Origin of the sequence: Neisseria sp. HMSC074B07 (assembly GCF_001810355.1) — a bacterium.
Classification (GTDB): domain Bacteria; phylum Pseudomonadota; class Gammaproteobacteria; order Burkholderiales; family Neisseriaceae; genus Neisseria.
On sequence record NZ_KV800921.1, the window covers coordinates 43,025 to 63,168 of the forward strand.

The 20,144-nt window shown below is 52.2% G+C and carries 20 protein-coding genes; 15 read left to right on the forward strand and 5 right to left on the reverse strand.

What is annotated here, in order from left to right; all coding sequences use genetic code 11:
- Positions 1-115: 115 nt before the first annotated feature.
- The 4 genes from HMPREF2726_RS03880 to HMPREF2726_RS03895 all read right to left on the reverse strand — a co-directional run bounded on the left by HMPREF2726_RS03880 (position 116) and on the right by HMPREF2726_RS03895 (position 3,877).
- Entirely contained in the window at positions 116-487 is a 372-nt protein-coding gene (locus HMPREF2726_RS03880) for a DUF488 domain-containing protein (protein WP_070602257.1), read from the reverse strand.
- A gap of 266 nt (positions 488-753) precedes the next feature.
- Positions 754-2,229, reverse strand: coding sequence for a malate:quinone oxidoreductase (locus HMPREF2726_RS03885; RefSeq protein ID WP_009310862.1), 1,476 nt, complete (start codon positions 2,227-2,229; stop codon positions 754-756).
- A 375-nt stretch (positions 2,230-2,604) separates the two neighbouring features.
- The gene (locus HMPREF2726_RS03890; RefSeq protein ID WP_070602462.1) at positions 2,605-3,192 is read right to left on the reverse strand and encodes a GNAT family N-acetyltransferase; all 588 of its coding nucleotides are present in this window, start codon (positions 3,190-3,192) and stop codon (positions 2,605-2,607) included.
- Between the two features lie 94 nt (positions 3,193-3,286).
- Positions 3,287-3,877 carry a 5-formyltetrahydrofolate cyclo-ligase gene (locus HMPREF2726_RS03895; protein WP_003765124.1) on the reverse strand — a complete coding sequence of 197 codons (591 nt, stop codon included), beginning with the start codon at positions 3,875-3,877 and terminating at the stop codon, positions 3,287-3,289.
- A gap of 77 nt (positions 3,878-3,954) precedes the next feature.
- On the opposite strand from HMPREF2726_RS03895, the gene HMPREF2726_RS03900 reads away from it, so the two are divergent.
- From HMPREF2726_RS03900 to murJ, 5 genes are all read left to right on the forward strand, one after another.
- The gene (locus HMPREF2726_RS03900; RefSeq protein ID WP_070602258.1) at positions 3,955-4,197 is read left to right on the forward strand and encodes a hypothetical protein; all 243 of its coding nucleotides are present in this window, start codon (positions 3,955-3,957) and stop codon (positions 4,195-4,197) included.
- 173 nt (positions 4,198-4,370) lie between these two features.
- Positions 4,371-5,099 (forward strand): 30S ribosomal protein S2, encoded by a 729-nt coding sequence (gene rpsB, locus HMPREF2726_RS03905; protein WP_003759405.1) that lies wholly within the window; start codon positions 4,371-4,373, stop codon positions 5,097-5,099.
- A gap of 123 nt (positions 5,100-5,222) precedes the next feature.
- Positions 5,223-6,077, forward strand: coding sequence for a translation elongation factor Ts (gene tsf, locus HMPREF2726_RS03910; RefSeq protein ID WP_003759406.1), 855 nt, complete (start codon positions 5,223-5,225; stop codon positions 6,075-6,077).
- Positions 6,078-6,346: 269 nt separating this feature from the next.
- Positions 6,347-7,066 carry a UMP kinase gene (gene pyrH / locus HMPREF2726_RS03915; RefSeq protein WP_003686859.1) on the forward strand — a complete coding sequence of 240 codons (720 nt, stop codon included), beginning with the start codon at positions 6,347-6,349 and terminating at the stop codon, positions 7,064-7,066.
- 237 nt (positions 7,067-7,303) lie between these two features.
- Positions 7,304-8,845, forward strand: a complete 1,542-nt coding sequence (gene murJ / locus HMPREF2726_RS03920; RefSeq protein WP_070602260.1) for a murein biosynthesis integral membrane protein MurJ — start codon at positions 7,304-7,306, stop codon at positions 8,843-8,845.
- A gap of 79 nt (positions 8,846-8,924) precedes the next feature.
- Here murJ and HMPREF2726_RS03925 read toward each other — a convergent pair whose 3' ends face one another.
- Positions 8,925-10,787, reverse strand: a complete 1,863-nt coding sequence (locus tag HMPREF2726_RS03925) for a ribonuclease catalytic domain-containing protein (RefSeq protein WP_070602262.1) — start codon at positions 10,785-10,787, stop codon at positions 8,925-8,927.
- 350 nt (positions 10,788-11,137) lie between these two features.
- Between HMPREF2726_RS03925 and HMPREF2726_RS03930 the strand changes: the two genes are divergently transcribed.
- The 10 genes from HMPREF2726_RS03930 (at position 11,138) to HMPREF2726_RS03975 (ending at position 20,133) form a co-directional block, all read left to right on the forward strand.
- Positions 11,138-11,494, forward strand: a complete 357-nt coding sequence (locus tag HMPREF2726_RS03930) for an NADH-quinone oxidoreductase subunit A (RefSeq protein WP_003741940.1) — start codon at positions 11,138-11,140, stop codon at positions 11,492-11,494.
- The gene (locus tag HMPREF2726_RS03935; RefSeq protein WP_003677002.1) at positions 11,485-11,967 is read left to right on the forward strand and encodes a NuoB/complex I 20 kDa subunit family protein; all 483 of its coding nucleotides are present in this window, start codon (positions 11,485-11,487) and stop codon (positions 11,965-11,967) included. The genes HMPREF2726_RS03930 and HMPREF2726_RS03935 overlap by 10 nt, the downstream gene beginning before the upstream one ends.
- A 12-nt stretch (positions 11,968-11,979) precedes the next feature.
- Positions 11,980-12,573 carry an NADH-quinone oxidoreductase subunit C gene (locus HMPREF2726_RS03940; protein WP_009310868.1) on the forward strand — a complete coding sequence of 198 codons (594 nt, stop codon included), beginning with the start codon at positions 11,980-11,982 and terminating at the stop codon, positions 12,571-12,573.
- Positions 12,563-13,819: an NADH dehydrogenase (quinone) subunit D gene (nuoD, locus tag HMPREF2726_RS03945; protein ID WP_009310869.1), complete on the forward strand. Its 1,257-nt coding sequence runs from the start codon at positions 12,563-12,565 to the stop codon at positions 13,817-13,819. The genes HMPREF2726_RS03940 and nuoD overlap by 11 nt, the downstream gene beginning before the upstream one ends.
- Positions 13,819-14,292 (forward strand): NADH-quinone oxidoreductase subunit NuoE, encoded by a 474-nt coding sequence (gene nuoE / locus HMPREF2726_RS03950; RefSeq protein ID WP_009310870.1) that lies wholly within the window; start codon positions 13,819-13,821, stop codon positions 14,290-14,292. The genes nuoD and nuoE overlap by 1 nt, the downstream gene beginning before the upstream one ends.
- A 57-nt stretch (positions 14,293-14,349) precedes the next feature.
- Entirely contained in the window at positions 14,350-15,645 is a 1,296-nt protein-coding gene (gene nuoF, locus HMPREF2726_RS03955) for an NADH-quinone oxidoreductase subunit NuoF (RefSeq protein WP_070602263.1), read from the forward strand.
- A gap of 20 nt (positions 15,646-15,665) precedes the next feature.
- Positions 15,666-16,016, forward strand: coding sequence for a hypothetical protein (locus HMPREF2726_RS03960; protein WP_070602265.1), 351 nt, complete (start codon positions 15,666-15,668; stop codon positions 16,014-16,016).
- 183 nt (positions 16,017-16,199) lie between these two features.
- Positions 16,200-18,461: an NADH-quinone oxidoreductase subunit NuoG gene (gene nuoG / locus HMPREF2726_RS03965; RefSeq protein WP_070602266.1), complete on the forward strand. Its 2,262-nt coding sequence runs from the start codon at positions 16,200-16,202 to the stop codon at positions 18,459-18,461.
- 2 nt (positions 18,462-18,463) lie between these two features.
- Positions 18,464-19,540, forward strand: coding sequence for an NADH-quinone oxidoreductase subunit NuoH (nuoH, locus tag HMPREF2726_RS03970; RefSeq protein WP_003681683.1), 1,077 nt, complete (start codon positions 18,464-18,466; stop codon positions 19,538-19,540).
- A gap of 56 nt (positions 19,541-19,596) precedes the next feature.
- On the forward strand, positions 19,597-20,133 hold the full coding sequence (locus HMPREF2726_RS03975) for a hypothetical protein (RefSeq protein ID WP_070602268.1): 537 nt from the start codon (positions 19,597-19,599) through the stop codon (positions 20,131-20,133).
- Positions 20,134-20,144: the final 11 nt, after the last annotated feature.

The following is a 20,144-nucleotide window of genomic DNA, read 5'->3' on the forward strand; positions in this document are numbered from 1 at the left end:
CGTACTGGTTTAAAGTTAATCCACTATAAAAAAACAAAGGTCGTCTGAAACCTAGACTGGATTTCAGACGACCTTTTTGCATCAACCCCAAATGACGCAGGTTTTGCTGTTTTTGTTAATCGCGATATTCAAACGACGTCCCCAAAAACTGCTCTAAGGCAGAAACATGGGAATGATGCGGGTCTTTGACGGCAGTCAGCAGTAAAACGCTGCCGTGTTGCCGTTCCAACTCCAAGAGCTGCCTAATGGCGGTTTGCTCGGTATCGCCGTGCAGCTCCTCATGGTAACGGCTGACGAAACCGTCAAAATGTTCAGCCGGATTTTCATGATACCAGCGGCGCAGGTTTGCACTGGGGGTGATGTCTTTGAGCCAAAGCGCCGTAGTGAAGACCTCTTTGCGGATGCCGCGCGGATAGAGGCGGTCGATAAAGACTGCGGTTTGTTCGGGGTCGGGCCGGTATGCGTAAATGCGCTGTACGGTAAACATGTTTGCTTGTCTCCAATGGATTCAGGTCGTCTGAATGTTCAGACGACCTGATGTTTTATAGTGGATTAACTTTAAACCATTACGGCGTTGCCTCGCCTTGGCTCAAAGAGACATTCTCTAAGGTGCTGAAGCACCAAGTGAATCGGTTTCTGTACTGTCTGTACTGTCTTGCGGTTTCATCGCCTTGTCCTGATTTAGTTAAGCCACTATACTTTAATGGTTTGAAAAAAGGCGGGCAAGAACGCCCGCCTTGCAATTTATCTGCCTCAAGCGTAATGAATACCCAATACTTTGGCGTTGTGGCTGATGATTTCTTCGGCAAGCTGCGGGTTGTCGTTGAGCTTGATGCCGAAGCCGGGAACAAGTTCTTTCAGACGACCTTCCCATGAGGAAATGCGGCTTGGGAAGCATTGGTGGATGAGTTTGATCATCAAGGGTACGGCGGTTGATGCGCCGGGGGATGCGCCCAAGAGTGCGGCGAGCGAGCCGTCGGCGTGGGCGACGATTTCGGTGCCGAATTGGAGGACGCCGCCTTTTTCGGAGTCTTTTTTGATGATTTGAACGCGTTGTCCTGCGGTGATGAGTTCCCAGTCGTCAGGGTTTGCTTCGGGGTAGTATTCCAGCAGGGAGGCGAAACGTTCTTCTTTGGTTTTGCGCAATTCGCCCAAGAGGTATTTGGTCAGGGGCATATTTGCCCAACCCGCGCGCAGCATGGGGTAGAGGTTGTCCAAGTGGATGGACAGGGGTAAATCCATGAGCGAACCTTGTTTGAGGAAGTTGGAACGGAAGCCTGCGTAAGGGCCGAACATGAGGTGGCGTTTGCCGTCCACGTTGCGGGTGTCGAGGTGCGGGACGGACATGGGCGGCGCGCCGACGGAGGCTTGTCCGTACACTTTGGCGTTGTGTTGCGCGGCGGTTTCGGGGTTGCTGTTGCGGAAGAACAGCCCGGAAACGGGGAAGCCGCCGTAGCCTTTGCCTTCGGGGATGCCGGATTTTTGCAGCAGGGTCAGTGCGCCGCCGCCTGCGCCGAGGAAGAGGAAGCGGGTGCGGAGGGTGAGTTGTCCGTCAGGGTTGCGGGTGTCGCTGGTTTTGAGTACCCATGCGCCGTCGGATTCGCGTTTGATGTCGTCGACGTGGCGGTTGAACTCGGTTTTGACGCCTTTTTCGCGCAGGTATTGCACCATTTGGCGGGTCAGGCTGCCGAAATCGACGTCTGTGCCTTCGGCGGAGTAGTTGGCGGCGACGGGTTGGCCTTCTTTACGGCCGTTGATGACCAGCGGCGCCCATTCGGCGATTTTGGCGCGGTCGGTGGAGAATTCCATCCGTTCGAAGAGTTTTTGGGATTTGAATGCGTCGTAACGTTTTTGCAGGTAGTCGCAATGGTCGGTGTTCATGACCAGCGACATATGCGGGACGGTATGGATGAAGGAGTTGTCGGTGATTTTGCCTTCTTCGACAAGCGATGACCAGAACTGGCGGCTGATGTGGAATTGTTCGGCAATATTGAGGGCGCGGGTCGGGTCGATGGTGCCGTCTGCGCCGAGCGGGGCGTAATTGAGTTCGCATAACGCGGAATGCCCTGTGCCGGCGTTGTTCCAAGCGTTTGACGATTCCAACGCTACGTCTTCCAAGCGTTCGATAAGGGTGATTTCCCAAGACGGTTCGAGTTCTTTGAGCAAAACGCCCAAAGTTGCGCTCATAATGCCTCCACCCACCAAGACAACATCTGTTGCTTCAGCCATGGTTGTACTCCTAGAAACAGGCATATCCTGCCTTTATGATTATCCGTTGTATTACGAACGCCTGTTTCGGCGGTAAAACCTGCTGGCGCGGTGTTTTTGGCGTGGAAGATTGCGCGCGGGTTTTACGTTTTGAACCGATGTTAAACCGTTCATAATATGTTATTGAGAATTTAGTGGATTTTTCTGAGAATTGCAAAGATTTTCTGTTTGGATTTACATAAACGCAGTTTGAAAAGGTCGTCTGAAACATTCAGACGACCTTTATTTATCAGGTGTTTGGCGGGGGTGAGCCTGATTTCATTCACTTCTTAAAGACTTCAGATTGTCAGCAAGATGGACGTGTTTTGATGAAAAAATGAAGAAGAAAACGTTTTTTCAGGACGCGTCATAAGCTGCCGCTTTTTTGAGCAGTTTTGCCCTTGCCTGCGGCCATTCTTCGCGCAGCAGGCTGTATTCCACCGTATCGCGCACGCTGCCGTCTTTCCGCAATTTGTGGCAGCGCAAGATACCGTCTTGGTGTGCGCCCAGGCGTTCGATAGCGCGTTGAGAGGCGGTGTTGAGGTTGTCGGTCTGCCAGCAGGCGCAGCGGCAGTTTAAATTGTCAAAGACGTAGTCGAGCAACATGATTTTGCAGGCGGTATTGATGCGCGTGCGCCGTGCCGACAGGGCATACCATGTGAAACCGATGTAGAGGCGGGGGATGGCGGGGTCGATGTGGTAAAGCGAAGTCGAGCCGACGATTTTGCCCGTGTCTTCGTCGATGACGGCAAAGGCGAGGCGGGTTTGTGTGGCGGTGTGGATGTAGTCCGCCACTTGGTCGGGTTCGGGCGCGGTGGTTACGTTCAGCTTCCAGACTTCGCCGTCGCAAACTGCTTCGCGCAAACCGGCTTCGTGTGCCGCCGTCAAAGGTTCGAGACGGACGCGGTCGAAGGACAAAACGGGAACAGATGAAAAATCAGCCATGGGGATTCCTTTGTATTGGATGGTTTGGGTTTTCAGACGACCTTTCATAGTGTCTTAACGGGCGACATCTTTGAGGTCGTCTGAAAGCTATTGATTAATGATGTTTGAACACCAGCACGCCCGATTCCGATACAAACCCGTCCAGCGGCAGGTCGTGCGGTTCGCGCGGCAGCGTGTCAACCAGTTGGCAAGCGAAGCCTACACCTATGGTTTTTGCCTGTAAACGGTATTTCATCGCTGCGAGCGTCGCGTCGTAATAGCCGCCAGCCTGCCCTAAGCGGTAGCCTTCGCGGTCCATGCCGACAATCGGGACAAGCAATATCGATAAACCGTGTACGCGGATTTTGCGTCCCGAAAACTGCGGTACATGCAGCTTCGCCCTGCCGCGTTTGCGTTCTTGTTTTGCCCCGTCGGCAGGATAGGGCGTGAACCACATCCGCCGCGAACGCGGTTCGATATAAGGCAGATAGAGTTTGGCGCCGCGTTTTTGTGCCGCACGCACAAAGCCGTCCAGCCGCAGCTCGCTGCCCATCGGCCAATACACGCCGATCTTCCGCCCCTTCTTGATATAACGTTTGAGCAGGCGGTTAACCGTTTGCCCCGCCGCCAACCGCCCTTGATGCCCCATCTGAGCGCGGGCGCGGCGCAATTCTCGGCGTAGGGCGTGTTTTTCCTCATTCCTCATTTCAGACGACCTTTTGAGTGTTGTTGTAGAATACGGCGATTATAAACGCTCCGTTAACATCAAAACAGGATTCCGCCATGTGGCATATCGTCCTTATCGGCTACCTCTTCGTCGCCGTCATGTATTCCGCCGCCCAACCCAGCATCGCGCGCGCTTTGATTTATTTGGTTTTTTGGGCAGTCCTGCCCGTTGCGTTTACCGTTTTCACCGTCACCATCCGCCGCCGCAACCGCCTGATGAAGCAGCAGGAAAAGGGAGCATTCGAACAAAGCAGCCGCGCAGCCGGACAAGAAGGCGGCAAACAGGACGGCAGTGCATAAAATCCCTTTTCAGACGACCCCTTATCCGCTATAATCCGTCAGTTTTCCATTTCGGAAACACACTATTTTTTAAAACTTATGCCCACTTTCGCCGAAGGGTGCTTGACAATAGGCGCAGCCTATCAAGTTCTATGCGATTGAATGTGTGCTCTTAACCCTTTCAAGGAAATAAAATGTCTCAAATTACTATGCGTCAGATGATTGAAGCCGGCGTTCACTTCGGCCACCAAACCCGTTTCTGGAACCCGAAAATGGCACAATACATTTTCGGTGCGCGCAATAAAATCCACATCGTCAACCTGGAAAAAACCCTGCCGATGTTCCAAGAAGCGCAAGAAGCCGTACGCCGTCTGGTTGCCAACAAAGGCACCGTGCTGTTTGTCGGCACAAAACGTCAAGCGCGTGAAATCATCCGCGAAGAAGCTACCCGCGCCGGTATGCCTTTCGTCGATCACCGTTGGTTGGGCGGCATGCTGACCAACTACAAAACCGTTAAGCAATCCATCAAACGCCTGGAAGAAAAAACCGCTGCTTTGGAAAACGCTGCCGAAGGCGGTTTCAACAAAAAAGAAATTCTGGAAATGCAACGCGACGTTGAAAAACTGGAACGTTCTTTGGGCGGTATCAAAAACATGAAAGGCCTGCCTGACGCGATTTTCGTTATCGACACCGGCTACCAAAAAGGTACTCTGGTCGAGGCTGAAAAACTGGGCATCCCCGTTATCGCCGTAGTCGATACCAACAACAGCCCTGACGGCGTGAAATACGTCATCCCCGGTAACGACGACTCCGCCAAAGCCATCCGCCTGTACTGCCGCGGCATCGCCGACGCAGTTTTGGAAGGCAAAAACCAAGCGCTGCAAGAAACCGTAGCCGCTGCCCAAGAAGCTGCTGCCGAGTAATCCGGCAAACCGAAGAGGGGCGTTATGCCCCTTTTCTCAAATCCCGTTCTGAAAAACCTTTTCAGACGACCCCATTCCCAAACACGGATACCCCGCGTTTCCCCAAAATCTAGGAGATTCAAAATGGCAGAAATTACTGCAAAAATGGTTGCCGACCTGCGCGCCGCTACCGGCCTGGGCATGATGGAATGCAAAAAAGCCTTGGTTGAAGCCGAAGGCAACTTCGAAAAAGCCGAAGAAATCCTGCGCATCAAATCCGGCGCGAAAGCCGGCAAACTGGCTGGCCGTACCGCTGCCGAAGGCGTATTGGCTTACGCCATCAACGGCAATGTCGGCGCATTGGTTGAAGTAAACTGCGAAACCGACTTCGTTGCCAAAGACGCAGGCTTCGTAGAATTCGCCAACTTCGTTGCGAAAACCGCTGCCGAGAAAAAACCGGCTACCGTTGAAGAACTGAGCGAACTGGTTGAAGCAGAACGCAAAGCCATCATCGCCAAATTGGGCGAGAACATGTCTGTCCGCCGCTTCCAAGTGATCGACACCGCCAACCAACTGGTTGCCTACATCCACGGCGCATTGGCTACCGAAGGCGTATTGGTTGAGTTCAAAGGCTCTGAAGACGTAGCGCGTAAAATCGGTATGCACATCGTTGCCGCCAAACCGCAATGCGTAACCGAAGCCGAAGTAGATGCCGAAACCATCGAAAAAGAACGCCACATCTACACCGAGCAAGCCATCGCTTCCGGCAAACCTGCCGACATCGCCGCTAAAATGGTTGAAGGCCGTATCCGCAAGTTCTTGGCCGAAATCACCCTGAACGGCCAAGCATTTGTAATGAACCCTGATCAAACCGTTGCCCAATTCGCTAAAGAAAACGGCACCGAAATCATCAGCTTCGTACGTTACAAAGTAGGCGACGGCATCGAAAAAGCCGTTGTCGACTACGCAGCCGAAGTTGCCGCTGCTGCTAAAGTGTAAGGCAGAGATGAAAAAGAAAGCACCTGGATTCCAAACGAATCAGGGTGCTTTTTTTTGAGAGTTACACTGTTTAAAATACTGTCGAACAGAAAATATTTCATCATAATCAACACATAATAATTTATCCAAACCCATACACCCACGGAAAACGCGTTACCCTGTCAGCCAAATATCCCGAAAGGTCGTCTGAAAATCAAACGCCCTTTCCCCGAATTGAAGCAGCGCCCTGAATAATGAGCGCTATCCACCCAAAGAAAGCAAGGTATCCCATGACACAGCAAATCAAATACAAACGCGTATTACTGAAACTCTCCGGCGAATCCCTGATGGGTTCCGACCCTTTCGGCATCAACCACGACACCATCGTCCAAACCGTCGGTGAAATCGCCGAAATCGTCAAAATGGGCGTACAAGTCGGCATCGTTGTCGGCGGCGGCAACATCTTCCGCGGCGTATCCGCCCAAGCAGGCAGTATGGACCGTGCCACTGCAGACTACATGGGCATGATGGCGACCGTCATGAACGCCCTTGCCCTCAAAGATGCCTTCGAAACCCTCGGTATTAAAGCGCGCGTACAATCCGCACTTTCCATGCAGCAAATCGCCGAAACCTACGCCCGTCCCAAAGCCATCCAATACCTTGAAGAAGGTAAAGTCGTCATCTTCGCCGCCGGTACGGGCAACCCGTTCTTCACCACCGACACCGCCGCCGCCCTGCGCGGAGCCGAAATGAACTGCGACGTCATGCTCAAAGCCACCAATGTGGACGGCGTTTATACCGCAGACCCGAAAAAAGACCCGTCCGCCACGCGCTACGAAACCATCACCTTTGACGAAGCCTTGAACAAAAACCTCAAAGTCATGGATGCGACCGCCTTCGCCCTCTGCCGCGAACGAAAACTCAACATCGTCGTCTTCGGCATCGCCAAACAAGGCTCGCTCAAACGCGTCATTACCGGCGAAGACGAAGGCACGCTGGTTCACTGCTGATTCCCATCGGGCAATAATTGAAGTGATTTGATCAAGCAAAAGGTCGTCTGAAAACCCGAAAATAGGTTTTCAGACGACCTTTTTGATGGTGGGCAACATAAGGAACAGGCAACGAAGCAGGGGGTGTTCATCCGCTATATGTTTGCCTGTTGGAATACCGATTTGCCTAGATTTGTATATTCTGTCGTACAATACGCGCTTTCAGACGACGTCTGGACTTTTGAAGGAATAAAACGGATGAATTTGTTAGGGGCTTTGGCCAAGGTCGGCAGTTTGACGATGGTGTCGCGCATACTTGGATTTTTGCGCGATACGGTAATTGCCCGAGCGTTTGGTGCAGGTATGGCAACCGACGCCTTTTTTGTGGCGTTTAAACTGCCCAATCTGTTGCGCCGCGTATTTGCGGAAGGGGCGTTTGCCCAGGCTTTCGTGCCGATTTTGGCGGAATATAAGGAAACGCGGTCAAAAGAAGCGACGGAGGCGTTTATTCGCCATGTGGCGGGGATGCTGTCGTTTGTCCTGGTGATCGTTACCGCGCTGGGTATTCTTGCCGCGCCTTGGATCATTTGGGCCTCTGCGCCCGGCTTTGCCGAGGATGCGGACAAATTCCAGCTTTCTATCAATTTGCTGCGGATTACGTTTCCTTATATCTTATTGATTTCATTGTCTTCTTTTGTTGGTTCGATACTGAATTCTTATCATAAGTTCAGCATTCCCGCGTTTACGCCGACGTTTTTGAATATTTCTTTTATCGTCTTTTCGCTGTATTTCATACCGTATTTTGATCCGCCCGTTACCGCGCTGGCTTGGGCAGTTTTTGTCGGCGGGATTTTGCAGCTCGGCTTCCAACTGCCTTGGCTGGCGAAACTAGGTTTTTTGAAACTGCCTAAGCTGAATTTTCAAGATAGGGCGGTCAACCGCGTGATGAAACAGATGGCGCCTGCGATTTTGGGCGTGAGCGTGGCGCAGATTTCTTTGGTGATCAACACGATTTTTGCTTCTTATCTGCAATCGGGCAGCGTTTCGTGGATGTATTACGCCGACCGCCTGATGGAGCTGCCCAGCGGTGTTTTAGGTGCGGCACTCGGTACAATTTTGCTACCGACTTTGTCCAAACATGCAGCCAATCAGAATACAGAGCAGTTTTCCGGACTGCTCGACTGGGGTTTGCGCCTGTGTATGCTGCTGACCCTGCCGGCGGCGGTCGGGTTGGCGGTATTGTCGTTCCCGCTGGTGGCGACGCTTTTTATGTACCGCGAATTTACGCTGTTTGACGCGCAGATGACGCAACATGCGCTGATTGCCTACTCTTTCGGTTTAATCGGCTTAATCATGATTAAAGTGTTGGCACCCGGTTTCTATGCACGGCAAAACATCAAAACGCCCGTCAAAATCGCCATCTTTACGCTCGTCTGCACGCAGTTGATGAACTTCGCCTTTGTTGGCCCTCTGAAACATGTCGGGCTTTCGCTTGCCATCGGTTTGGGCGCGTGTATCAATGCGGGATTGTTGTTCTTCCTTTTGTGTAAACACGGTATTTACCAACCCGGTAAAGGGTGGAGGAGTTTCCTAAGTAAAATGCTGCTGTCGCTTGTCGTGATGGGCGGCGGGCTGTGGGCTGCGCAGACTTACCTGCCGTTTGAGTGGGTGCATGTCGGCGGTTTGCGTAAGGCAGGGCAGTTGTGCATCTTGGTTGCGATAGGCGGCGGTTTGTATTTCGTGTCGCTGGCTGCGCTGGGTTTCCGACCGAGAGATTTCAAACGGGTGGAAGCACATTAGCGGGTGTTTAAACGTTCAAAAGGTCGTCTGAAAACCTATATCCAAGGTTTTCAGACGACCTTTTTTCATCACGGGAAACTTACGCAACCGCAGGAGCGACGGCTTTCACATAGTTCAGCGCGATAAACTGCTTTTCGGGATCAAGCTCGGTGATTTTGAGCAGGACTTGCGATTTGGGCAGCGCGTCGAACGGGATGCCGGTGGCGCGGGTTACCAGCGGCAGGCCTTCGATACGGACGAGGTCTTCTTTTAGGATGGTGGCGGTCAGCTCGCTTGTGCCTTGCTGTTGCAGGTACACGAGGCTCCAGTAGGCTTCCATCTGCCGTTGGAAATCGGCATAGGCGGCGTAGGCAGTGTCGAAATCGCGCAGGGCGGCGAAGAGTTCGGCATCGCTTTGCTGGAAAAGCGGTTCGGCGGTGTCGTCTATCAGGCTGAGGAGTTGTTTTTGGTTGATGTAGTCGGCGGCACGGCGCAGCGGCGAGGTGAACCAGCCGTAATGCTGCACACCCATGCCGATGTGCGGCTCGGATTTGGTGCTCATGCGCACTTTTCCGGCGGGTTGCACGCGGAAGAGGCCGGGCAGGTCGTTATCATGGAGCATCTGCGCCCAAGTGCTGTTGGCGAGTATCATCATCTCGCTGACCAGCGTATCGATGGGCGAACCGCGTTCGCGGCGGACGACGGATACGTTGCCTTCCTCATCCAATTCGATGCTGTAATCGTATTGCGGCGCACGGTCGGGTTCGTATTTGCCGCGCGCTTTTTGCAGGGCGACGGCGAATTGGTGCAACCAAATCAGGTCTTGATGATGGGCGAACATCATTTCGCCGGCTTCGTCCAAGCCGGTTTCGGCGTTGAAATGCGGCTCGATGGTTTGGATGCGCAGGTTTTCGGCGATGTTGACGGCTTCAATTTTGCAGGTCGGCTCGCCGACGTTGAACTCGCCGTCCACATCGAAATAAATGCTGACGGCAGGACGGTACGCGCCCGCATCAAGGCTGAACGCGGCAATCCAGTTTTCGGGCAGCATGGTGATTTTGCCGCCGGGAAAATAGACCGTGCTCAAGCGTTCCATGATGTTTTTTTCCATTTTGTCGCCTGGTTTAACGGCAAGCGACGGCGCGGCGATATGGATGCCGACGCGCTTCATGCCGTTGCCCAAATCTGTCAGGCTTAAAGCGTCGTCCACTTCGGTGGTTGATTCGTCGTCAATGGAAAAGGCGGTAACGTCAGCCTTGGGCAGATCGGGCATTTCGGGTAGGGGGAAGCTGGGGAAATCCGTGCCTTTGGGGAAGTATTTGATTTCAAACCCGTCTTGCAGATATTGGGGAATGGACGTAATGCCGCCCGTCTTTTTCGCCAATTCGTAGGCGGAGGTTTTCAGCGCGTCGGCGGCTTTGGTAAAGGCTTTGTAGGTCAGCGACTGCTTATCGGGCGCGTGCAGGATGATTTTCAAATCCGCCGCAATTTCAGACGGCATCTCGCCGCGTTTCAAGGCTTCCGCCCAAGCGTCGATTTGCGCGTCTTGTTGTTTTTTGCGTTCGATGGCGGCAAGCGCTTGTTTCAAAGTTTCTTCGGGCGCGGCTTTGAACACGCCTTTGGCTTTTTTGTAGAAATACATCGGCGCGGCGTACAGCGCAATCAAGGTCGCCGCCAGCTCGGTTTTGGTCGGCGCATGACCGTAATATTCTTCGGCGATGGCTTCGGCGGAAAATTCTTCTTCGCCGCATACTTCCCACAATAAATCGGTGTCGATGTCCGCCGCCTGCGCTTGCGCGTTCTCCAAAAACGCCGCCATATCGCCGTCGAACTCGGCAAAGACGTTGTTCGCCTTCACTTTGGTGCGCTTGCCGTGTTGGGTATCGACTTGGTAGGTGGCGTCGTTTTTTTGGACGATGGCGGCGACTTTGAATTGGCCGGACTCTTCGTAAAAGATATTCATGTATTGCTGCTGTCAGGTTGAAGTGGGAAACGGACGATTTTAGCAGATTCTTGTTGATAAAGACGGACAAAAGGTCGTCTGAAAAGCGAATCTGGTTTATTGGAAGGGTTTGTTGTGTTTAGGGTTGGCGGTGGGTGATGCATTTTGTGTCCAATTTTATTGGCGTTGATATGGGCAAAGGAATGAAGTTGGGTTGTTATAAAACACAAATAAGAATCGTTATCATAAACTTATTGAATTTATTAAGATTTTTTTGCAGGTTTGCCGACATTTACCTTTTAATGGATTTTGAAATTCGATAAAATAGCAGGATATTAAGATTTGTCTGTCAACCAGTTAGGCATAAACCCATGTTGGCCAGTTACTTTCCCGTCCTAGTATTCATCCTCGTCGGCCTCGCGGCCGGCGTGCTGTTTATCCTGCTCGGCACGATTTTAGGTCCGAAACACCACTACGCCGAAAAAGACGCGGCTTACGAATGCGGTTTCGAAGCCTTTGAAAACGCCAGGATGAAGTTTGACGTACGTTATTATCTCGTCGCCATCCTGTTCATCCTCTTTGATTTGGAGGTTGCGTTTATGCTGCCGTGGGCGGTGGTGTTCAAAGATTTGGGCGCATACGGCTTCTGGTCTATGCTGGTGTTTATCGTCGTTCTGACGGTAGGCTTTGTTTACGAATGGAAAAAAGGTGCGCTGGAATGGGAATAGAAGGCGTTTTGAAAAAAGGTTTCATCACCACCAGCGCGGATACGGTGCTGAACTATATGCGTACCGGTTCGCTGTGGCCGGTTACTTTCGGCTTGGCCTGCTGCGCCGTGGAAATGATGCACGCAGGTATGGCGCGTTACGACCTTGACCGTTTCGGCATTATTTTCCGTCCGTCTCCCCGTCAGGCAGACCTGATGATTGTGGCGGGTACGCTGACCAATAAAATGGCGCCCGCCCTGCGCCGCGTGTACGACCAGCTCGCCGAGCCGCGTTGGGTATTGTCTATGGGTTCGTGTGCCAACGGCGGCGGCTATTATCACTATTCTTATTCCGTCGTGCGCGGTGCCGACCGTGTCGTGCCGGTAGACGTTTATGTGCCGGGTTGTCCGCCGACTGCGGAAGCCCTGATTTACGGCCTGATGCAGCTACAACAAAAAATCAAGCGCACTTCCACCATCGCGCGGGACGAGTAAGGGGAGGACGATATGGCAAGCATTCAAAACTTATACGATACCGTCAGCCGCGTTTTGGGCAATCAGGCAAGCAAAGTCATTTCCGCTTTGGGCGAGATTACCGTCGAGTGTCTGCCCGAACACTATATTTCAATCATGACCGCGCTGCGCGACCATGAAGAACTGCATTTCGAGCTTTTGGTTGATTTATGCGGCGTCGATTACAGCACTTACAAAAACGAAGCATGGCAGGGCAAACGCTTCGCCGTTGTCAGCCAGCTTCTTTCTGTTAAAAACAATCAGCGCATCCGCGTGCGCGTCTGGGTTTCAGACGACGATTTCCCCGTGGTCGAATCCGTGGTTCCCGTTTACAACAGCGCGGATTGGTACGAGCGCGAAGCCTTCGATTTGTACGGCATCATGTTCAACAACCATCCCGACCTGCGCCGCATCCTGACCGATTACGGCTTCGTCGGACATCCTTTCCGCAAAGACTTCCCGATTTCCGGCTATGTGGAAATGCGTTACGACGAAGAGCAAAAACGCGTGATTTACCAACCCGTTACCATCGAGCCGCGCGAAATCACGCCGCGTATCGTCCGTGAGGAGAACTACGGTGGCCAATAAATTAAGAAACTACACCATCAACTTCGGCCCGCAACACCCTGCGGCGCACGGCGTATTGCGTATGATTTTGGAATTGGATGGCGAACAAATCGTCCGTGCCGATCCGCATATCGGCCTCTTGCACCGAGGCACCGAAAAACTGGCGGAAACCAAAACCTATCTGCAAGCCCTGCCTTATATGGACAGGTTGGACTACGTTTCCATGATGGTCAACGAGCAGGCGTATTGCTTGGCGGTAGAAAAACTCGCCGGAATTGATGTGCCTATCCGCGCCCAATACATCCGCGTGATGTTCGCCGAAGTAACGCGTATCCTCAATCACTTGATGGGCATCGGTTCGCACGCCTTCGACATCGGTGCGATGACTGCCATCCTCTACGCTTTCCGCGATCGCGAAGAGCTGATGGACTTGTACGAAGCCGTTTCCGGCGCGCGTATGCATGCCGCCTACTTCCGTCCCGGCGGCGTTTACCGCGACCTGCCCGACTTCATGCCCAAATACGAGAGCAGCAAATTCCGCAACGCCAAAGTATTGAAGCAGCTCAACGAATCCCGCGAAGGCACCATGCTCGACTTCATCGACGCCTTCTGCGAACGCTTCCCGAAAAACATCGACACACTCGAAACCCTCCTGACCGACAACCGCATCTGGAAACAACGTACCGTCGGCATCGGCGTCGTCTCCCCCGAGCGCGCCATGCAAAAAGGCTTTACCGGCGTGATGCTGCGCGGTTCGGGCGTGGAATGGGACGTACGTAAGAAACAGCCGTATGAAGTGTACGACCAAATGGATTTCGATATTCCCGTCGGCGTCAACGGCGACTGTTACGACCGCTACCTCTGCCGCATGGAGGAAATGCGCCAATCCGTACGCATCATCAAACAATGTGCCGACTGGCTGCGCGTCAATCCCGGCCCGGTCATTACCACAAACCACAAATTCGCCCCGCCCAAGCGCACCGAAATGAAAACAGGTATGGAAGACCTGATTCACCATTTCAAACTCTTTACCGAAGGGATGCACGTTCCCGAGGGCGAGACTTACACCGCTGTCGAACACCCGAAAGGCGAGTTCGGCGTTTACATCATTTCAGACGGCGCGAACAAACCCTACCGCCTGAAAATCCGCGCACCCGGCTTCGCCCATCTGCAAGGCATGGACGAAATGGCAAAAGGCCACATGCTCGCCGATGTCGTTGCCATTATCGGTACGCAGGACATCGTATTCGGGGAGGTTGACCGATAATGTTATCCGCAGAATCCTTAAAACAAATCGACATTGAGTTGGCGAAATATCCCGCCGACCAACGCCGTTCCGCCATCATGGGCGCGTTGCGTATCGCCCAAGCCGAAAAAGGCTGGCTCTCCCCCGAAACCATCGCCTTTGTTGCCGACTACATCGGCATCACGCCGGCGCAGGCATACGAAGTCGCCACTTTCTACAATATGTACGACCTCGAGCCGGTCGGCAAATACAAACTGACCGTCTGCACCAACCTTCCCTGCGCCCTGCGCGGCGGCATGGATACCGGCGAATACCTGAAGAAAAAACTCGGTATCGGCTACGGCGAAACCACGCCCGACGGCAAATTCACCCTCGTCGAAGGCGAATGCATGGGCGCATGCGGCGACGCCCCCGTTATGCTGGTCAACAACCACAGCATGTGCAGCTTTATGACCGAAGAGGCGATTGAGAAGAAACTTGCCGAACTGAAATAAAAGGCCGTCTGAAAACAACGGCTGCAACCGATACGAAAACGAACAGGCACACCAAAAATGACTATTTACCAATCAGGCGTGATTTTTGACCAAGTGGATACCGCCAATCCCGATTGCTGGACATTGGACGAATACGTCAAACGTGGCGGCTATACCGCCCTGCGTAAAATCCTGTCCGAAAACATCTCGCAAACCGATGTGATTGACGAAGTCAAAACCTCCGGTTTGCGCGGTCGTGGCGGTGCGGGCTTCCCGACCGGTTTGAAATGGAGCTTTATGCCCCGTTCCTTCCCGGGCGAAAAATATGTGGTTTGTAATACCGACGAAGGCGAGCCGGGTACATTTAAAGACCGTGACATCATTATGTTCAATCCCCATGCTCTGATTGAAGGCATGATTATTGCCGGTTATGCGATGGGTGCGAAAGCCGGCTACAACTATATCCACGGCGAAATTTTCGAAGGCTACCAACGCTTTGAAGCCGCTTTGGAGCAGGCACGTGCCGCAGGCTTTTTGGGTAAAAATATTTTGGGTTCGGATTTTGAATTTGAACTCTTCGCCCACCACGGCTACGGCGCATATATTTGCGGCGAAGAAACCGCATTGCTCGAATCGTTGGAAGGCAAAAAAGGCCAGCCGCGCTTCAAACCGCCGTTCCCCGCCTCGTTCGGCCTGTACGGCAAGCCGACCACCATCAACAATACCGAAACCTTCGCTTCCGTGCCGTTTATCGTCCGCGACGGCGGTCAGGCGTTTGCCGACAAAGGTATTCCGAATGCCGGCGGTACTAAACTGTTCTGCATCTCCGGCCATGTCGAACGTCCGGGTAACTATGAAGTGCCGTTAGGCACGCCGTTTGCCGAAATCCTGAAAATGGCGGGCGGTATGCGTGGCGGCAAAAAACTCAAAGCCGTTATCCCCGGCGGTTCGTCCGCGCCAGTTTTGCCTGCCGATATCATGATGCAGACCAATATGGACTATGACTCCATTTCCAAAGCGGGATCAATGTTGGGTTCCGGCGCAATTATTGTGATGGACGAAGACGTGTGCATGGTCAAAGCCCTTGAGCGTCTAAGCTACTTCTACTACGACGAGTCTTGCGGTCAATGTACGCCTTGTCGTGAAGGCACCGGCTGGCTCTACCGCATCGTTCACCGCATCGTAGAAGGCAAAGGCCGCATGGAAGACTTGGATCTGCTGGATTCTATCGGTAACCAAATGGCAGGCCGCACCATCTGCGCCCTCGCCGATGCCGCTGTCTTCCCCGTCCGCAGCTTTACCAAGCATTTCCGTGATGAGTTTGTGCATTACATCGAACACGGCCGGTCGATGAAAGGGCATAAGTGGTGTTGAACGTAATGAGAAATATAAAAATGAAGAAACTGGTATTGATTGCTCTAACCGGATTGTTATTTGGTTGTTCTTCTGAGCATGATGATTTAAAGACTTTTATGAAATGTGGTATTGCTGCAAACCAGCTTGAGCAAGGTGCAGCATTCAAAATGATCTCGCAAAAAATGGAGCAGTACACAAAAGAAAAAAATATACAAGGTTCAGCTCGTGATGCCATGTATCTTGGACAAGAAGTCCGTGATGAGATGAACTTAGAAGGGCAGTCTTTTGAAGGACAAATTGAAACTCTGATTGATATTTACAACTCTTCGAAATGTGTCAAGTTGCATGAGCAACCAGAAATAGATGTGTCATCATTGCTGAATCATTAATCAAAGGTAGCAAGGCAGGTTGGGTCGAGACCCAACAAAAAATGAAAAAGGCCGTCTGAATCGGCCGCCATAAAAACCAAGCAGCACCCAAACACACACAACACACAGCAAAGGCCGTCTGAAACCCGTTCAGACGACCTGCAACAAAAATCTTCATTAAGAATCCGTAACTAGGAACGAACCATGTTACAAATCGAAATCGACGGCAAACAGGTATCTGTGGAGCAGGGCGCGACGGTAATTGAAGCCGCGCACAAGCTCGGTACTTATATCCCGCATTTCTGTTACCACAAAAAACTTTCCATCGCTGCCAACTGCCGTATGTGTTTGGTGGACGTGGAAAAAGCCCCCAAACCCCTGCCCGCCTGTGCCACGCCGGTTACAGACGGCATGATTGTGCGTACGCATTCGGCAAAAGCCCGAGAGGCGCAAGAAGGCGTGATGGAGTTCCTGCTCATCAACCATCCGCTTGATTGTCCGACCTGCGACCAAGGCGGTGAATGCCAGTTGCAGGATTTGGCGATGGGCTACGGCAAAACCACCAGCCGCTATACTGAAGAAAAACGTTCCGTCGTCGGCAAAGACATGGGGCCTTTGGTTTCCGCTGAAGAAATGAGCCGCTGTATCCACTGCACCCGCTGCGTGCGTTTCACCGAAGAAATCGCCGGCCTGCAGGAAATTGCGATGGCGAATCGCGGCGAACATTCCGAGATCATGCCTTTTATCGGCAAAGCAGTGGAAACCGAATTGTCAGGCAACGTCATCGATTTGTGTCCTGTCGGTGCATTGACCAGCAAACCGTTCCGCTTCAACGCGCGTACTTGGGAATTGAACCGCCGTAAATCCGTTTCCGCCCATGATGCTTTGGGCAGCAACCTGATTGTACAAACCAAAGACCATACTGTCCGCCGTGTATTGCCGTTGGAAAATGAAGCTATCAACGAATGCTGGCTGTCCGACCGCGACCGTTTTGCCTACGAAGGCCTGTATCACGAAAGCCGTCTGAAAAACCCGAAAATCAAACAGGGCGGCGAGTGGATGGATGTGGATTGGAAAACCGCGTTGGAATATGTCCGCAGCGCGATTGAATGTATCGCCAAAGACGGCAACCAAAACCAAGTCGGCGTTTGGGCCAATCCGATGAATACGGTTGAAGAGCTGTATCTGGCCAAAAAGCTTGCCGATGGCTTGGGTGTTAAAAATTTCGCCACCCGCCTGCGCCAACTGGACAAACGTCTTTCAGACGACCTTAATGGTGCGCAATGGTTGGGACAAAGTATCGAATCGCTGGCGAACAACGATGCCGTATTGGTAGTCGGAGCGAACTTGCGCAAAGAACAGCCGCTCCTGACCGCCCGTCTGCGCCGCGCCGCCAAAGACCGTATGGCCTTGAGCGTATTGGCCAGCAGCAAAGAAGAATTGTTTATGCCGCTTCTCTCTCAGGAAGCCGTACATCCCGACGAATGGGCAGGCCGTCTGAAAAGCCTGTCTGCGAATGCGGAACACGCCGTTACCGCCAGCCTGAAAAACGCTGAAAAAGCAGCGGTGATTTTAGGTGCGGAAGTGCAAAACCATCCTGATTACGCCGCTATTTATGCCGCCGCGCAAGAGCTGGCGGATACAACTGGCGCAGTGCTGGGCATTTTGCCGCAAGCCGCCAACAGCGTTGGTGCGGATGTCTTAAATGTAAACTCTGGCGAGAGCGTTGCCGAAATGACAAACGCGCCGAAACAGGCAGTCTTGCTGCTCAACGTCGAGCCTGAAATCGATACGGCGGACGGCGCAAAAGCCGTAGCCGCGTTGAAACAGGCGAAAAGCGTGATGGCGTTTACACCGTTTGTCAGCGAAACGCTGCTGGACGTGTGCGACGTATTGTTGCCGATTGCGCCGTTTACCGAAACATCAGGCAGCTTCATCAATATGGAAGGCCGTCTGCAATCTTTCCACGGCGTGGTACAAGGATTCGGCGATTCGCGTCCGATGTGGAAAGTGTTGCGCGTATTGGGCAACCTGTTTGACCTGCAAGGCTTTGAATACCACGATACCGCCGCGATTCTGAAAGACGCGCTGGATGCGGAAAATCTGCCGTCCAAACTGAACAACCGCGCCGCTTCGACTCAAAAAGATTTTCAGACAACCTCAAACCGCCTCGTGCGCGTGGGCGGAGTCGGTATTTATCACACCGATGCCATCGTGCGCCGTTCCGCGCCGTTGCAAGCGACCAGCCATGCCGCCGTGCCTGCCGCGCGTGTGAATCCGAACACATTGGCGCGCTTAGGCCTGCAAGACGGACAAACCGCCATTGCCAAACAAAACGGCACAGGCATGTCCGTGATGGTCAAAGCCGATGCCGGACTGCCTGAAAACGTGGTGCATCTGCCGCTGCATACCGAAAATGCCGCGCTGGGTGCGTTGATGGACACTATTGAACTGGCGGGAGCTTGATTATGCAGGAATGGTTCCAAAACCTCTTTGCCGCAACGCTCGGTCTGGGCGATTTGGGCATCACTGTGGGCTTGGTGGTGTCCGTCATCGTCAAAATCGTGATTATCCTGATTCCGCTGATTCTGACCGTCGCCTACCTGACTTATTTCGAACGTAAAGTCATCGGCTTCATGCAGCTTCGCGTCGGCCCGAACGTAACCGGCCCGTGGGGTCTGATTCAGCCGTTTGCCGACGTGTTCAAACTCTTGTTTAAAGAAGTTACCCGTCCGAAGCTGTCAAACAAAGCCCTGTTTTATATTGGTCCGATTATGTCGCTCGCCCCGTCTTTCGCGGCGTGGGCGGTGATTCCGTTCAACGAAGAATGGGTGCTGACCAATATCAATATCGGCCTTTTGTACATCCTGATGATTACCTCGCTGTCGGTTTACGGCGTGATTATCGCGGGCTGGGCTTCCAACTCCAAATATTCGTTCTTGGGCGCAATGCGTGCTTCCGCGCAAAGCATTTCCTACGAAATTGCCATGAGCGCCGCGCTGGTGTGTGTCGTGATGGTGTCGGGCAGCATGAACTTCTCCGACATCGTTGCCGCGCAGGCAAAAGGCATCGCGGGCGGTTCCGTGTTCTCGTGGAACTGGCTGCCGCTCTTCCCAATCTTCATCGTCTATCTGATTTCCGCCGTTGCCGAAACCAACCGCGCACCGTTTGACGTGGCAGAGGGCGAGTCCGAAATCGTTGCCGGACACCACGTCGAATATTCCGGCTTCGCATTCGCGCTGTTCTTCCTTGCCGAATACATTTTCATGATTCTGATTGCCGCGCTGACTTCGCTGATGTTCCTCGGCGGCTGGCTGTCCCCCTTCCCGCAAAGCTGGGGCTTTATCGGCACGCCTTCCGCATTCTGGATGTTCGTGAAAATGGCGGCGGTGCTGTACTGGTATCTGTGGATACGCGCCACCTTCCCGCGCTACCGCTACGACCAAATCATGCGCTTGGGCTGGAAAGTGCTGATTCCCATCGGCTTCGCCTATATCGTGATTTTGGGTCTGTGGATGATTTCGCCGCTGAATTTGTGGAAATAAGTTTCAGACGACGTTTGAAATAATTGTTAATAATTCAATGAGAAGGAGAATTTAATATGTCGGGTGATTGGCTTAGTAGACTTAGTCTTGTAGTCTCTATGGTGGCGGTAATTATTGCTTTATTGCAATTAATAAGTGCCATAGCTGTTTCAAGAGAAGCAGCTATGGCAGAACGAATTAAAGACTTGTATTTATTTTCTCAAGAATCACTTAATTTAATGGGAAAACCAGAATATAAGGATAAAGAAGTAATACAATTCATAGAAGCTAGTTATGGATTGCCATTGTATCCTTCTTATGTGAGTTTAATTAGAAAAAGTAATTTCTTTATAAGATGTTGCTTTAATAAAATTGAATATGATTTTTTTGATACTAAAAAAGGACAAAAGAAAAAGGCTACTGTTGAAGATATAGCTATCGATATAAGAAACTTTATTGTAAAGAAAAGACGGGAATTAAAAGGAAGTGAAGAGAATCTAAATGACAAGGTTATCGATGAAAGTAAAGAGATTCTAAATGAAAAGGCTATCAATGATTTTAAAAATAATGTTGTGCTTGAAATTAGAAAAAAATTAATTAAATTTGAAGCATGATTTTATGCTGA